Origin of the sequence: Brevundimonas sp. (genome assembly GCF_036659295.1) — a bacterium.
In the GTDB taxonomy this organism is placed as follows: Bacteria; Pseudomonadota; Alphaproteobacteria; order Caulobacterales; family Caulobacteraceae; genus Brevundimonas.
In genome coordinates this window covers 22555-37696 of the sequence record NZ_JAVXCU010000011.1, presented here as the reverse complement: position 1 = coordinate 37696, position 15142 = coordinate 22555, and the positions used below count along the sequence as shown (strand labels likewise).

Below are 15142 nucleotides of genomic sequence, written 5' to 3'. Positions count from 1 at the left end.
AAGGGGCGGCACCATCAGGTGCCGCCCCTTCTTTTTGCCCCAAAGCGCGGGATCAGTCGCGATAGTTCAGCGCCGGTGTACGGTCACCCAGCAGGGCGCGGTACTGGAAGTTCGGGCCACGACGGCGCTCGAACTCGGCAGTGGCCTCGGCAATGACTTCCGGCGACTGGAACAGCTCGGCGGTGGTCAGGGCCAGGGTCTTGGTGGCCAGATGCGCGCCCTTCAGACCGATGGTGGAACCTGCGGCCACCACATTCTGCCAGCTGTGACCAGCCGAGCCGGGGACGAAGGTGGCCGTGGACAGGCCAACGGTCGGCGTCACCCACGACACGTCCGACACATCCGTAGAGCCGCCGAAGTCGCCACCCAGAACCGCCGGTTCGATCTGGCCGACCGAAGCGAGGTCCGGCTGGGTCGGCAGGGTCTTCTGGATCTCGCGGGCCAGCGCGATTTCCTCGGGCGTCCATTCGATGCCGCCCACGCTGCGTAGATTGCGGTCCATGACGTTCATCAGGGTTTCGTTGGTCAGCATCGAATAGACGCCGCCAATGGCCTCGAACTCGACACGGGTGCCGGTGCCCAGCGCGGCACCATCAGCCGCCAGCTTCACGCGCTCTAGGACGTCACGGACAATCTCGGGATTGTTGTGGCGCACATAGTAATAGGCCTCGGCATAGGCGGGCACCACGTTCGGGGCCTTGCCGCCGTCGGTGATGGCATAGTGGATGCGGGTGCGATCGGGCACATGCTCGCGCATCAGGTTGACCATGGCGTTCATGGCCTCGATGCCGTCCAGCGCCGAGCGACCCTTGTCGGGTGCTGCGGCCGCGTGGGACGAGGTGCCATAGAAGCGGAACTTGCCCGAGACATTGGACATGGTGTCGCCCTGACGGGCCGAGTTCACATTGCCGGGGTGCCAGTGCAGGCTAACATCGACATCGTCGAACAGGCCGTCACGGACCATATAGACCTTGCCCGAGCCGCCTTCTTCGGCGGGCGTGCCATAGACGCGCAGCTCGCCCTTGATGTTGTTGGCCTGCATCCATGCTTTTACGGCAATGGCGGAATGAACCGAGGCCGCACCGAACAGGTTGTGGCCACAGCCGTGACCGGCATGGCCGCCGGCGCTTTCCTGAACGGGATTCATCGTCTGCGACAGACCGGGCAGGGCGTCATATTCGGCCAGAACCGCGATGACAGGGCCGTCGCCATTCTTGAAGCTGGCCAGAAATGCGGTCGGCTCGTTGGCGATGCCGGTTTCGACATTAAAGCCCGCATCGCGCAGTTGCTGGGCCAGCAGGGCCGCGCTCTGGTGTTCCTGATAGCCCAACTCGGCGAACTTCCACAGTTCCAGCGCAGCGTGGTCGATGGCGGCCTGATTGCTCTCGACGCTCGAGACAATGGCGCTCTGGTGCTCGACGCTAAGCGGACCGGCGACTGCGGCCGAGGAAAGGGTGAGGGCGGCCATGCCGAATGCGGCGGCCGTGATGGCACGCATGGAGGTCAGGCGACGCGAAGCCTTGTTCATAGTCTGCTCCGTTACTCTTGAGGTACTGATAAAGAGAAAGGGCGGAAGGCGATCATCGCCTCCCGCCCCGATAGTCTCAAGACTGATTAGAAGGTCTTACGGACGCTGGCGTACCAGTAGCGGCCGTAGGGCTGGTAAACCGTGCCAACATAACCGCCGCTGGCCAGAGGTGGCTGCTCGTCGGTGATGTTACGAACGCCAACACGAACTGAAGTGTCCGTCAGAGCATGGCTGAACTTGGAGCCGTCGAAGGCATACTCGGCGTAAAGATTGCCGGTGATGGTGTCGTCGACAGTCCAGTAATCGCCGTCTGCATTGGTGACGCTGTCGTCATACAGCGACGAGATGTACTGGGTGAAGGCACCCACGGTCCATGCATCCTTGCGCCAGGTGGTGGACAGCGACCACTTCCATTCCGGACGGCCCATGTCGGCGATCATGTCGCCCATGGAACCCGAGATGAAGACGTTCGAGTCCAGAGTGCCGTCGGCAACCGCATTGGCCAGCAACTGGGTATCCGGCGCCATGTCGAGGTAGTATTTCAACAGGTGCGAGACGTTCAGGTTGGCGCTGAAGTCACCGAAACGGTCGGTGCGCAGCTTCCACATGACGCCCAGGTCCAGACCTTCAACCGTTTGCGGCTGCTGGTTAGTGTAGGCATCCATGATGTAGTCGATTTCACCGGCAGGTGCGAAGCCCGAACCCGCGAAGATGCGTTCGTCGGCAGCGGTGACTTCCTTACGGACCACGTTCGGGTTGTAGGAACCCTGTTGACGCAGCAGGTAGTCCAGCGTCACAGCGTTCTGGCCGCGGAACAGACCGACCATGCCGGTTTGTTCAACCTGCCACCAGTCGGCGGTGATGGTGAAGTCACCCAGTTCAGCCGGAATGAAGCGCGGCTGGAACACCACGCCGAACGACAGGGTTTCCGACTCTTCCGGCTCCAGGTCCGGGTTGCCGGAGCGACGTTCCGGCGTCGACTTGCGGGCATGCGCTTGTCGGAAGTCGTTGATGTATTCGGCGGTCACAAAGTTGCCGGTCGAAGCACCGCAGTTACGCAGGCCACCCGTCAGGGCCCCATTGGCGTCCAGAGCCGCGCAATAGGTCCAGTCGATGGTTTGGTTCGAACGGGTGATGACGGTCGCGTTGATCTGCTCCAGGTTCGGTGCGCGGAAGCCTTGGGCCCACGAACCACGAACGCGGAAGCCATCGACGATGTCCCACGCTGCTGCGATCTTTGGTTTGGCGATCGAACCGAAGTCCGAATATTCCTCGAAGCGGCCAGCGAGCTGGATTTCAAGGTTGTGAACCAGCGGCACGCCCATGTCAGGCGAGACCAGCGGCGCGGCGATTTCGGCATAGGCCGAGAAGACTTCGCGCTCACCGTAGGTGTCTGGGTTTTCGTTCTGGTTGATCAGGTCCGAAGACCAGGCGCCTGCCAGATTCTGATAGCGGATGGTGCCGTCCATGCGGGCGTCACGGTCATCCAGCTGGGTTTCCTTGCGGAACTCGATACCCGCTGCCACGCCCACCGGACCTGCCGGCAGTTGATAGATGTCCGGACGCGAGATCTTGAAGTCCCACAGGGCCAGCTCGGTCTTGGTGCGACGGACCAGATCGACGCGGATGCCATCGATGGCCGCTTGGCTCGATGGCGTGCTATCGCCAACGCGCGGGTTGGCAGCGTTACCGCCGTTGAAGAAGTTGTAGGCGTCCGGCGTGGTCTTGCTGGCCCATTCTTGCAACTTGGTAGCCGAAATGTTGTCCGACACGTCCTTGGCGGAGGCTTCGGTATACAGCAGGGCCGATTCCCAGTCCCAGCCATTCCAGTCACCGCGCAGACCGCCGAGGATGCGGAACTGCTTGTTGGTTACAGCGACGCTGATCGGGCCAAGGTCCGAGAAGCGGTAGCCGGTCATGGTGATGTCCGGGCTGCCAGCAATCGGATTATAATAGTTCGAACCCGGGATGATGAAGTTCACAGCCGAGGCCGAGGCGATCGGCTCTTGGTAGGCTTGCGACTTGGCGTGGTAACCGCCCAGTTCACCGAAAGCTTCAATGTTGTCGGTCAGCTGGTAGCGACCGGTGAGGAACAGGTTGAAGCGATCCACTTCCGGCATAACCGACAGGCCCATGGCTGCGGTGTCTGCGTTATACTCGGTCGGCAGGGTGCCGTTGTTACGCAGGCAGACACCATCGCCGATCTGGGTGGCGCAGAGCGGGGACGTGCTCGGAAGGACGGTAAAGGCTTGGCCAGCCGAACCGTTGGCGTTGCGAACGGTGAAACGGCCCCACGGAGCAATGTTCGAGGTGCCGACCAGAGTGCTGTCACCCTCGAAGCCAGTGCCTGCGAAGAGGTGGCGGATGTCGTTGGTGGACGTGTAGTCCTGATCCAGCGTGTTCAGTTCGTCACGATGGTCGTAGTTGAAGAAGACCGAAACATTGGCGCGACCGTCCAGCAGGTCCTTGCCGCCATACAGCGACAGGTTGGTCTCGCGCATGCCGGTGCCCTCGGCACCGCCGTGCTGGGCCGAGACGGTCCAGTTGTTCATGTCATCGCGCAGGACGGTGTTGACCACACCGGCCACGGCATCGGCACCATAGATGGCGGCGGCACCGTCACGCAGCACTTCAAGGCGCTTCAGGCCCGAAACCGGAATGGCGTTGGTGTTGTAGGTCAGAACCGGAACGAGGTGCTCGTTGGCCTGCGAGGTCGGGTGGCCCACGACGCGGCGACCGTTCAGCAGCACCAGGGTATTGCCGATGCCGAGGCTGCGCAGGTTGACCGAACCGGTATCGCCACGCGCCGAGTTCGAGGTGTTCGGCTGGTAGGCCGAGTTGAACGTCACGTCGCCCATCTGCGGGATGGAGCGGAACAGATCATCGCCCGAAACCGGAGCGGCGGCGATGATGTCTTCTTCGCTCAGGACGGTGACCGGCAGGGCTGCCGTGACCTTGGCTCCGCGAATTTGCGAGCCGACGACGACGATTTCGTCAACGGCGGTGGGTTCTTCGTCGACAACGGACTGGGCCGTCGCCGAGGAGGCGGCGACGACGCCGAGCAGGGCGCTGGAGGCCAGCATGGCTGCGCGCAGAGAGTTGCGACCCGAACGGGTGGCCGGTTTGCGTTGAGACATCTTGAAGAGTTCCCCTCTTGTATTTTTCTTATCTGGCGACCGGCTGTCCGAAGCGCCCCCAGCCTATGCGGAAACAGAACCGGAAGGGTCGTATTGCCAGAAGCTGTACTGCGCGCAGTTGTTGCAGCACCAAGACAACTAGGCAACCATATAGGGGCGTAATATTGTTCGAATAGCGACGATACTTAAGATCAATTTCTAAAAAATGCTTGTTCTAAAGGATTTTTTGGAATGGTATCGCTTTGAAGGCCTCGACGTTTTCGAGGCTCCGTTGCGCAATAGTGACGGTTTATATGCTTTAAAGTGGCCGTACTGTGGCGCTGGCGAGAAGGCGGGGGATGACGATGCATCGTCGAATGAATTTGTGGGCGGCCGTTTCGGCGGCGGCGCTGCTCGGTTTTGGCCCGATGGTGGCTCCTGCCTTGGCGCAGGAAGCGGCGGTTCGTCCAGCGGCGGGCAGTGGCGGCGATATCGTCAGCTATGGCCAGATCCACAATCCGGTCATCGGTCGTGACGGCATGGTGGTGTCCCAATCCGATCTGGCCACCCGCGTCGGGGTCGAGATTCTGGCCAAGGGCGGCAATGCCGTTGATGCGGCGCTGGCCGTCGGTTTTGCCGAGGCTGTGACCCTGCCGCGCGCGGGCAATATCGGTGGCTCGGGCTATATGGTCATCCATATGGCGGCCACGAGCGACCGTCCGGCACAGGACATTGCCATCAACTATTACGGCACGGCCCCTTCGGCCATGACCGGCCAGACCCTGTTGGGCGCAGACGGCAAGTTCGACCGTTCGCACCCGTCCGATATGCGCAATGTGGCGGTACCGGGTACGGTGATGGGCTTCCATGAAGCCTTTACCCGCTTTGCCTCCCTGTCATGGTCGGACCTGATCCAGCCCGCCATCAAACTGGCCGAGGACGGCTATGTGCTGAGCGATGGCGAGGCCAGCGCCACGGGTGGACGGGCGCGTTTTCTGGCCCTCGATCCGGGCGCAGCCGAGGCCTATCTGAAGGCTGACGGCAGTGCCTACCAACCGGGTGAGATGTTCAAGCAGCCGCTTCTGGCGCAAAGCCTGCGCGAACTGGCGGCGGGCGGGGCCGATGCCTTCTATAAGGGTGATCTGGCCCAAAAAATCGTTGACGGGGTTCAGGCACGCGGCGGCATCATGACCATGGCAGACATGGCCAGCTATCGCGCCGTGGTGTCCGAGCCGATCTGGGGTTCATACCGTGGCCACCGCATCGCCTATATGCCGCCGACGGCCTCGGGCGTCAGCGTCGCACAGGCGCTGAACATGCTGGAGCATTTCGATCTGGCCGAGATGGGCTGGGGCAGTGTCGACAGCCTGCACCTGATTTCCGAGGTGATGAAGGTGGTCAATGCAGACCGCCGTCTGATCGGTGGCGATCCTGACTGGGCGACACCGGCCAAGGGTCTAGCCAGCAAAGGCTTTGCCGAAGAGCGGGTAAAGCTGGTGGCGCTGGACAAGGTTCTGAACGGCAATCAGGTGCCGGACGGCAACCCCTATCCGTATGAGAGCCAGGACACGACCCACTATTCGGTGGCGGACAAGTTCGGCAATGCGGTGTCGGTTACCTATACCCTGTCCAACTCTTATGGGGCGCACGTAGCGCCGGTTGGAACGGGTATTCTGCTGAACAACCACGTCGACAACTTCTCGTGGGGAACCGAGGGCGAGCCGAACTCTCCGGCTCCGGGCAAGCGTCTGGGTTCGACCATCACACCGATGATCGTGTTCAAGGACGACAAGCCGTGGCTGGTCACCGGTACACCGGGTGGTGGCTATATCATCGCCACCATGGTGCAGTTGCTGTCCAACGTTATCGACCATGATCTGAACGTGGCCGAGGCCGCCATGCGTCCGCGCATCAATCAGGGCTGGGGCGGCGCACCGCTGGAACTGGAGGGTGGTTTCTCTCCGGATGTGGAGCGTCTTCTGCGCGAGCGTGGTCACCGGACGCGCGGTTCCAACACGATGGGCTCGACCCAGTCGATCATGATCGAGGGGGATCGCTTCTACGGGGCCGCCGATACGCGCCGTCCCGACGCCTCGGCGGTGGGCGTGCGCTGAAATAGCGGTTGAATGGAAAGGCCCGACCCTTGCGTCGGGCCTTTTCTTGTATGACGACTGGTTCGGGACTTCGTCTGAGGGGGCGGGGGGAATGGTGAGGGGCTTTTATGCGTAAGATGATGATGGCAGGGGCTGCGGCTCTGGTGCTGGCGGCGGGTATGCCTGTGGTAACGATGGCGCAGACGCCGTCTGTGGCCACAGCGGCTTGGCAGGACGGCCTGTTTGCGGTGCGCACCGATGCGGCGCGCGGCAAGGTCAGCGCCCGTTTTGGTGCGCCGGACGCCTCGGGTGTTGTCGGTCGCTATCTGTACCAACCGGGTATTTCGGCGGGCATCGGCATGGACGGCACCGGCCTTGACCGCTCGGCACTGGGACAGGCGCAGGTCGTCGCCTTTAGCGTCGTTGGCAACAAGGTCTATGCCCGTTTCGAAAACAATCGCTATCGCGCCGAAGGGGCCAGCGCCGACGAACAAAATGCGGTCGCCGCCAGTTTTGCCACATCCATTGTCTGGTCCGGAGATGTCGTTGAGCGCCACGCCGATGGCAGCCTCAGTGTGGACCTGTCGGGCTTTCTGGAGCGCGACGCCGTCAATGTCGTCTCGCGCCTGAAACGTGCGGGGCAAGGCAACTATAAGCCCGCTCCCGCCCTGTCCTATCTGGAAGCCGGCGAGACGCTGGTCTTCCCCGACAATGTCGAGTTCCAGACTGTCCAGACCTTTACCTCGGACGAGCCTGCCGGATCGATAGGCCGCGTAGCCCCTGATGGCCGCTCATTGTCGTTGGCCATTCGCCACAGCTTTATCCGCCTGCCCGATGACGGCTTTACCCGCGTGCCGCACGATCCGCGTTCGGGCACTTCGGCGCAGATCACAGTGACCGATTTTGCCACCGATCTGGATACGCCGGTGGTTAGCCGTCTGGCGCGCCGTTTCCGTCTGGAAAAGACCGATCCTTCGGCCGCTCGCTCAGCCGTTAAAAAACCGATTGTCTTTTATGTGGACCGCGCGGCCCCACTGGCCATCCGTCAGGCCCTGATTCAAGGCGGTGACTGGTGGGCCGAGGCGTTCGACAAGGCGGGCTATATCGACGCCTTCCGTATCGAGGTTCTGCCCGAAGGGGCGCATCCGATGGATGCCCGCTACAACATCATCGCCTGGGTCCACCGCGAGACGCGCGGCTGGTCCACCGGCACCAGTGTCAATGATCCGCGCACCGGCGAGATTGTGCGCGGTGTGGTGCAACTGGGCTCGTTGCGCGACCGTCAGGACAAGATGATTTTCGAAGGGCTGCTGGGGGCCGACAAGTCGGGTACCGGCCTTGTCGATGATCCGGACCAGTTGGCCTATCACCGCCTGCGTCAACTATCGGCGCACGAGATCGGCCATGCGCTGGGCATTTCGCATAATTTTGCCGCCTCGCGTTATGAGGGGCGTGCTTCGGTGATGGACTATCCGGCTCCGTGGGTGATCGCCCGCGATGGCGAACTGGACGTGTCGGGCTCCTATACGACCGGTGTTGGCGCTTGGGATCTGTTCACCGTGGACTGGTTGTATGGCGACCAGCAGGGCGTTGATCCGGTGGCGCGTCGTGCGGCGCGGGCCGCCGAAGCACAGGCCAAGGGCTATCGCTTTGTATCCGACAGCGACACGCGCCCGCTGGGTTCACTGCAACCTTACGGGGCCATGTGGGATAACGGTGCCGATCCGGTGGCGGAACTGGCCAATGTGATGGAGGTGCGCCGTATCGCCCTGTCGCGCTTTGGTCTGAACAACCTGCCGGACGGTGCGCCGATGGCGGACCTGCGCCGCGTGATCGTGCCGATCTATCTTTATCACCGCTATCAGACGACCGCCGTGGCCCGCCAGATTGCAGGGCTCGACTATGGCTATGCGGTCAAGGGTGATGGACATGAGCGGGCATTGTCTGTCGATGCGGCCACCCAGCGGGCAGCGCTGGATGCACTGATGGGCGTTCTGGCACCGGCGCAACTGGATATCCGCGACGATTTGCTGGACCTTCTGTCATCGGAGCAGTCGGGCAATAATGAACGCCAGTTCGGTATCGAGCTGTTCGAGGGCCGCGTGGGCGGGGTGTTTGATCCGGCCTCGGCGGCTTCGGCGTCTTCCGAGGTGGTGTTTGAGACCCTGCTGGCTCCCGAGCGCCTGAACCAGTTGGTCGAACAGAGCCGCCGCGATGCTGGGCAGTTGTCCCTGACCGAGGTGCTGGACCGCCTGCAAACCGAACTGGCGGGAAGTGCCGGTCTGTCCCCGCGTCAGGCTGAACTGCGCCGCGTGGTCCGCAGCCGCTATGTGTCGTACCTTGCGACACTGGCCGAAGGTCACGCTTTGACGCCAACGGCCAAGGCGATGGTACTGGATGCCGGTAAACGCTTTGGCGAGGCGTTGAAACGCAATCGCGGAGATCGTCTGGAAGTGGCGCATGCCACCTATCTGGGCAATATCCTCAGCGGTCCTGTTGAGGGGTGGGAGGTTCTGAAGGTTGCACAGGCGGTGCCGCCCGGAGCGCCGATTTAAGGGCGACCAATAGGGAAGCTGCCCCGATTTAATCGGGGCGACCAGCTCTCAATCCTTCGTCATCCTCCGGCTTGACCGGAGGACCCAGCGGCGCGCGTAAGCGCGAAAACTGCAGGCACTGCGGATGAAGCCAACATCACCTCCGGTGCCGCTGGGTCCCCCGGTCTCGCTTCGCTCGCCGGAGGATGACGATATTAGAAGGGGGTTAGTCTCTGGCTTTGATCTTCGCACAGCGCCTTGATCCAGCGGGTGACGGTGCGGATGCGGGCGGTGTCGGCAAGGTCGTGGTGGATGCTGAGCCAGAAGCGGCGTTGCAGCAGCACCTGCGGCAATATACGGACCAGTCCGTCGGCCATGAAACAGGGCAGCACACCGATTGCACCGCCCGAGCCGATAATCTCCTGCTGGGCGCGGATTGATGATGACGCCAATTGCGCGTGAAGTCCCGACGACACCTCGCCCAGATAGTTCAACTCCGGCGCATAGATGAGGTCCTCGACATAGCCTGTCATCACATGGCTGTTCAGGTCGGCGATGGTGAGCGGCGTACCGTGGGCGGCCAGATAGTCGGGGTGGGCATAGAGCGCCAGTTGGTAGTCTGTCAGGGGCGCGGCGACGAGGCGTGCGGCATCCAGCTGGCTGAGCGTAACGGCCAGATCGACCTCGCGGCTGGACGGTGACAGGAAGCCGGAGTTGGCCGCCAGTTCGATACGGATACCGCGCCCTTCGCGCAGAAGGCGAGGCAGGGCGGGGGCCAGAATGGCGGTGCCGAACCCCTCGGAGGCGGAGATTCTGACGGTGCCGCTGACGGTATCGGGGCGCACGGCCTGTTCGCCTTCCGTCAGGGCGCGTTCGGCCGCTTCGATGGATTTCAAAAACTGCGATCCCGCCGCAGTCAGGCGCAAGCCCGAACGGTCGCGCACCACAAGGGTGGCCTTGAGCGCCGTTTCCAATCGTGCGACGCGGCGTCCGACTGTGGCGGCATCCATGCCCAGCCTGTCACTGGCGCGACCCAGCGTTCCCGAACGGGCGGCTTCGGCAAAGACACGCGCATCATCCCAGTCGAACATTCAGCCGTATCCTGCGTATTTGCATCATAGGTATTGCGTTATTGCATTATGGCAAGTGCAGCAGGATTGATAGGACTTGGGGCAACGAACCGGACCATCCGGTCATCTGGAAACATCAGGAAGGGCGGGACGCTATGCGCGACATCAACCACTTCATCAACGGCAGCAGCTTTACGGGTGCATCGGGTAATTTCGGCGACGTGTTCGATCCGAACACCGGCGAGGTTCAGGCCCGCGTGCAACTGGCCACGGTTTCGGAAATGGACAAGGCCGTTCAGGCGGCACAGGCCGCTTTCGAGGGCTGGTCCACCACCAATCCGCAGCGCCGCGCCCGCGTGATGTTCGAGTTCAAGCGTCTGGTCGAAGCCAATATCGACGAACTGGCCGCCCTGCTGTCCAAGGAACACGGCAAGGTCATCGCCGACTCCAAGGGCGACATCCAGCGCGGTCTGGAAGTGATCGAGTTCGCCTGCGGTATCCCGCACGCCCAGAAGGGTGAATATACGTTCGGTGCCGGTCCGGGCATCGATGTCTATTCCATGCGTATGCCGCTGGGCGTTGTGGCGGGTATCACCCCGTTCAACTTCCCGGCCATGATCCCGATGTGGATGTTCGGCGTGGCGATTGCCGTGGGTAACACCTTCATCCTCAAGCCGTCGGAGCGCGATCCGTCGCTGCCGGTACGTCTGGCTGAACTGATGATGGAAGCCGGTGCCCCTGCCGGTGTGCTGAACGTGGTGCATGGCGACAAGGTCGCTGTGGATGCCATCCTGGAGCACCCGCTGGTTCACGCTGTCAGCTTCGTTGGATCAAGCGACATCGCCCACTATGTCTATCAAAAGGGTGCCCAGAACCATAAGCGCGTTCAGGCCATGGGCGGTGCCAAGAACCACGGCATCATCCTGCCGGACGCCGACATGGATCAGGTCATCAAGGACCTGACCGGTGCGGCCTTCGGTTCAGCAGGCGAGCGCTGCATGGCGCTGCCGGTCGTGGTGCCGGTCGGCCAGCGCACCGCAGACGAACTGCGCGAGCGACTGGTTTCGGAAATCCCGAACCTGCGCGTTGGCGTGTCTACCGACAACGACGCCCACTATGGTCCGGTCGTCACCCAGGCGCACAAAGAGCGCGTGATCGGCTGGATCAATAAGGGCGTCGAAGAAGGTGCCGAACTGGTCGTTGATGGCCGCGAGTTCAGCCTGCAAGGTCACGAGAAGGGCTTCTTCATCGGCCCGTCGCTGTTCGACCACGTCACACCGGAAATGACGGCCTATAAGGAAGAAATCTTCGGTCCGGTTCTGCAGATCGTGCGCGCCGCAAACTTCGAAGAAGCGCTGGCCCTGCCGTCGAACCACCAGTACGGCAACGGCGTCGCCATCTTTACGCAGAACGGCCGGGCCGCCCGCGATTTCGCGGCGCGTGTGAACGTCGGCATGGTCGGCATCAACGTGCCGATTCCGGTGCCGGTCGCCTATCACACCTTCGGTGGCTGGAAGCGTTCGGCCTTTGGCGACATCAACCAGCACGGCATGGAAGGCGTCCGCTTCTGGACCAAGACCAAGACCGTGACGGCCCGCTTCCCTGACAGCGAGCTGGAGCACACGGACTCGTCCTTCGTCATCCCGACCATGGGTTAAGGACGGCGATATGGACTTCCAACTGAACGAAGACCAGCGGGCCATCGAGGATGCGGCCCGCGCCTTCGCCGAGGCGGAACTGCTGCCGAACTCGGCCAAGTGGGACGAAGAGAAACACTTCCCGCGCGAACAGCTGAAGCTGGCTGCCGAAATGGGCTTTGCCGGTATCTATGTCGGTGAAGAACATGGCGGCATGGGCCTGGGTCGCATGGAAGCGGCGGTGATCTTTGAAGAGCTGTCGCGCGGTGACGTGGCGACGGCGGCTTTCATCTCGATCCACAACATGGCCTCGTGGATGGTCGACAAGTTCGGCAGTGCCGAGCTGCGTGCACGCTTTATCCCGTCGCTGGTGTCGATGGACAAGATCGCCAGCTACTGCCTGACCGAGCCGGGTTCCGGCTCGGATGCGGCGGCCCTTCGCACCACAGCGGTGCGCGATGGCGACTACTATGTGCTGAATGGCTCCAAGGCCTTTATCTCGGGCGCTGGCGCATCGGACGTTTACGTCGTGATGGTTCGCACCGGTGGTGAAGGGGCCAAGGGTATCTCGGCCATTGTCGTTGAAAACGGCACAGCGGGCCTGTCGTTCGGTGCGAATGAAAAGAAGATGGGCTGGCATGCCCAGCCCACCGCAGAGGTCGTGTTCGACAACTGCCGCGTTCCGGTCGAGAACCTGATCGGCGTTGAGGGCGATGGCTTCAAATATGCCATGGCGGGTCTGGACGGGGGGCGTCTGAACATCGCCGCCTGCTCTCTGGGCGGAGCACGTCTGGCGCTGGAAACGGCACAGGAATACGTTGCGGGCCGTAAGCAGTTTGGTAAGGCGATTGGCGAGTTCCAGAACACCCAGTTCAAACTGGCCGATATGGCAACCGATCTGGAGGCTGCCCGTCTGATGGTACGTCGCGGGGCATGGGCGATTGATACGCAGCATCCCGAGAAGACCAAATGGTGCGCCATGGCCAAGCGCTTTGCCACCGATGCCGGTTTCCAGATTGCCGATGAAGCCCTGCAACTGCATGGCGGTTATGGCTATTTGAAAGACTATCCACTGGAACGCATCGTGCGTGATCTGCGTGTTCATCGTATCCTCGAGGGCACCAACGAGATCATGCGTGTGATCGTGTCACGGGAACTGTCCAAATGAGCGAAGCCGAAGTCATCACCCGCATTGAAAATGGTGTGGGCCGGATCACGTTGAACCGCCCCAAGGCCATCCATGCGCTGAACCGCGCCATGTGCGAGACGATGATCGAGGCCCTGCTGGCTTGGCGCGATGATGCGGCGGTATCGTCGGTTCTGATCGACCATGCGGGGGAGCGTGGTTTTTGTGCCGGTGGCGACATCCGCATGATCGCCGATAGCGGCGCGGGCGATAGCAGCGAGGCCAAGGCCTTCTTCCATACCGAGTATCAGTTGAACCATCTGATGTTCGAGTACGCCAAGCCGATCACCGCCATCGTGGACGGTATCGTCATGGGCGGCGGCGTCGGCATTTCCGAGCCCGCCTGTGTGCGCGTTGCTACGGACCGCACCACCTATGCCATGCCGGAAACGGGTATCGGTCTGTTCCCCGACGTGGGCGGCGGCTGGTTCTTGCCGCGCCTTCCGGGCCAGACCGGCGTGTGGCTGGCCCTGACGGGTGCGCGTTTGAAGGCGGCCGATACGGTCGCTCTGGGCATCCACACCCACTTTGTGGCGTCCGATGCTGTCGAGGCGCTGAAGGCCGATCTGCTGTCCAATCCTTCGGACCCGAAGTCGGTGGCCGATCGTGTGTCTGGCGATGCAGGTGAGGCTCCGCATAATGCCCACCGCGAAGCCATCGACCGCCTGTTCGGTTTTGATCGCGTCGAGGACATCTTCGCCGCGCTCGAAGCCGACGGTTCGGAATGGGCGCTGAAACAGCTGTCGATCCTGAAGACCAAGTCGCCGCAATCGCTGAAGGTGTCTTTGCGCCAGATCCGTCTGGGTGCAGGCATGAAAACCTTCGCCGACAATATGGCGATGGAGTATGCGCTGGGGGGCCGTATCGTCTCCAGCCATGATTTCCAGGAAGGCGTCCGCGCCGTCATCATCGACAAGGACAATGCCCCCAACTGGCAGCCTGCCGATGTTTCGGGCGTTAGTGATGCCAGCATAGAGGCCCTGTTCGCGCCTCTGCCCCAAAACGAAAAATGGACACCGCTGGCTTAATCAAGCGACGCCAAATCTAGGGAAGAAACCATGAGCAAGATCGCATTTATCGGCCTTGGCAATATGGGCGGCGGCATGGCTGCCAATCAGGCCAAGGCGGGCCATAAGGTGATGGCGTTTGACCTTAGCGCCGATGCTCTGAAGCGCGCCGAAGCGGCGGGCTGCACGCCGGTCGCGTCGGTGGCTGATGCTGTCGCAGGGGCCGATGTGGTCATCACCATGCTGCCCGCTGGCCCGCATGTGATGTCGGTCTATGCCGAACAGGTTCTGGTCCATGCGCCGAAATCTGCCCTGCTGCTGGATTGCTCGACCATCGACGTGGACACCGCCCGCAAGGTGGCGACGCTGGCGACCGAAGCAGGCTTTACCTTTGCTGACGCCCCCGTTTCGGGTGGTACGGCAGCGGCGGATGCAGGCACGCTGGCCTTCATGGTCGGCTGTGACGAGGGTGTGTTCGCCAAGGTTGAAGCCGCTCTTGAACCGATGAGCCGCATCACCATCCGCGCGGGCGATCATGGCGCAGGCCAGGCCGCCAAGATTTGCAACAACATGCTGCTGGGCATTTCGATGATCGGCACCTGCGAGGCCATCGCCCTTGCCGAAAAGCTGGGTCTCGACCCCGAGCGTTTCTTCGAAATCGCGTCCAAATCGTCAGGCCAGTGCTGGAGCGTGAGCAACTATTACCCCTGGCCCGGCCCCGTGCCGACCGCCCCGTCCAACCGCAACTATGAAGGCGGCTTTGCCACTGCCATGATGCTGAAAGACCTGAAACTGGCCCAGGACGCCGCCGCCAAGGCCGGAGCCTCCACCCCGCTCGCCGCCCAAGCCGAGGCCCTCTATGCGCTGTTCAACAACATGGGCAACGGCCAGAAGGACTTCTCGGCCATGTTGCAGATGCTGCGCGGCAAGCAGGACTGATCCTGCGTAAATATCGAATGACACAGGCTCCG

Annotated in this window: 8 protein-coding genes and 1 pseudogene; 6 read left to right on the top strand and 3 right to left on the bottom strand. The window is 62.2% G+C overall.

Annotated elements, in window-relative coordinates; all coding sequences use genetic code 11:
- Window positions 1-52: 52 nt before the first annotated feature.
- Together RSB01_RS03915 and RSB01_RS03910 are read right to left on the bottom strand one after the other, a co-directional pair.
- A complete protein-coding gene (locus tag RSB01_RS03915) occupies window positions 53-1528 on the bottom strand; it encodes an amidohydrolase (RefSeq protein WP_332590727.1) in 1476 nt (491 codons plus the stop codon).
- A gap of 86 nt (window positions 1529-1614) precedes the next feature.
- Complete coding sequence (locus tag RSB01_RS03910) at window positions 1615-4665, bottom strand: TonB-dependent receptor (RefSeq protein WP_332590726.1); 3051 nt, start codon at window positions 4663-4665, stop codon at window positions 1615-1617.
- A gap of 356 nt (window positions 4666-5021) precedes the next feature.
- Here RSB01_RS03910 and ggt point away from each other — a divergent pair, with 356 nt between their 5' ends.
- Window positions 5022-6758 carry a gamma-glutamyltransferase gene (ggt, locus tag RSB01_RS03905; RefSeq protein WP_332590725.1) on the top strand — a complete coding sequence of 579 codons (1737 nt, stop codon included), beginning with the start codon at window positions 5022-5024 and terminating at the stop codon, window positions 6756-6758.
- A 107-nt stretch (window positions 6759-6865) separates the two neighbouring features.
- Window positions 6866-9292 carry a zinc-dependent metalloprotease gene (locus RSB01_RS03900; protein ID WP_332590724.1) on the top strand — a complete coding sequence of 809 codons (2427 nt, stop codon included), beginning with the start codon at window positions 6866-6868 and terminating at the stop codon, window positions 9290-9292.
- Between the two features lie 194 nt (window positions 9293-9486).
- Here the strand turns inward: RSB01_RS03900 and RSB01_RS03895 are convergent, their stop codons facing one another.
- Window positions 9487-10362, bottom strand: a complete 876-nt coding sequence (locus RSB01_RS03895; RefSeq protein ID WP_332590723.1) for a LysR family transcriptional regulator — start codon at window positions 10360-10362, stop codon at window positions 9487-9489.
- A 134-nt stretch (window positions 10363-10496) separates the two neighbouring features.
- Between RSB01_RS03895 and RSB01_RS03890 the strand changes: the two genes are divergently transcribed.
- The 4 genes and pseudogenes from RSB01_RS03890 to mmsB form a co-directional block, all read left to right on the top strand.
- On the top strand, window positions 10497-11999 hold the full coding sequence (locus RSB01_RS03890) for a CoA-acylating methylmalonate-semialdehyde dehydrogenase (protein ID WP_332625089.1): 1503 nt from the start codon (window positions 10497-10499) through the stop codon (window positions 11997-11999).
- A gap of 10 nt (window positions 12000-12009) precedes the next feature.
- Entirely contained in the window at window positions 12010-13146 is a 1137-nt protein-coding gene (locus RSB01_RS03885) for an acyl-CoA dehydrogenase family protein (protein WP_332620198.1), read from the top strand.
- Window positions 13143-14192, top strand: a complete 1050-nt coding sequence (locus RSB01_RS03880; protein WP_332591455.1) for an enoyl-CoA hydratase/isomerase family protein — start codon at window positions 13143-13145, stop codon at window positions 14190-14192. The genes RSB01_RS03885 and RSB01_RS03880 overlap by 4 nt, the downstream gene beginning before the upstream one ends.
- Window positions 14193-14219: 27 nt before the next feature.
- Window positions 14220-15110 (top strand): annotated as a pseudogene (gene mmsB, locus RSB01_RS03875) (3-hydroxyisobutyrate dehydrogenase); the annotation flags it as partial.
- Window positions 15111-15142: the final 32 nt, after the last annotated feature.

What these genes read in the sequence shown, in the direction of transcription:
- RSB01_RS03915 (WP_332590727.1), bottom strand. Translation starts at nt 1,528, where the DNA reads ATGAACAAGGCTTCGCGTCGCCTGACCTCCATGCGTGCCATCACGGCC.
- RSB01_RS03910 (WP_332590726.1), bottom strand. Translation starts at nt 4,665, where the DNA reads ATGTCTCAACGCAAACCGGCCACCCGTTCGGGTCGCAACTCTCTGCGC.
- ggt (WP_332590725.1), top strand. Translation starts at nt 5,022, where the DNA reads ATGAATTTGTGGGCGGCCGTTTCGGCGGCGGCGCTGCTCGGTTTTGGC.
- RSB01_RS03900 (WP_332590724.1), top strand. Translation starts at nt 6,866, where the DNA reads ATGCGTAAGATGATGATGGCAGGGGCTGCGGCTCTGGTGCTGGCGGCG.
- RSB01_RS03895 (WP_332590723.1), bottom strand. Translation starts at nt 10,362, where the DNA reads ATGTTCGACTGGGATGATGCGCGTGTCTTTGCCGAAGCCGCCCGTTCG.
- RSB01_RS03890 (WP_332625089.1), top strand. Translation starts at nt 10,497, where the DNA reads ATGCGCGACATCAACCACTTCATCAACGGCAGCAGCTTTACGGGTGCA.
- RSB01_RS03885 (WP_332620198.1), top strand. Translation starts at nt 12,010, where the DNA reads ATGGACTTCCAACTGAACGAAGACCAGCGGGCCATCGAGGATGCGGCC.
- RSB01_RS03880 (WP_332591455.1), top strand. Translation starts at nt 13,143, where the DNA reads ATGAGCGAAGCCGAAGTCATCACCCGCATTGAAAATGGTGTGGGCCGG.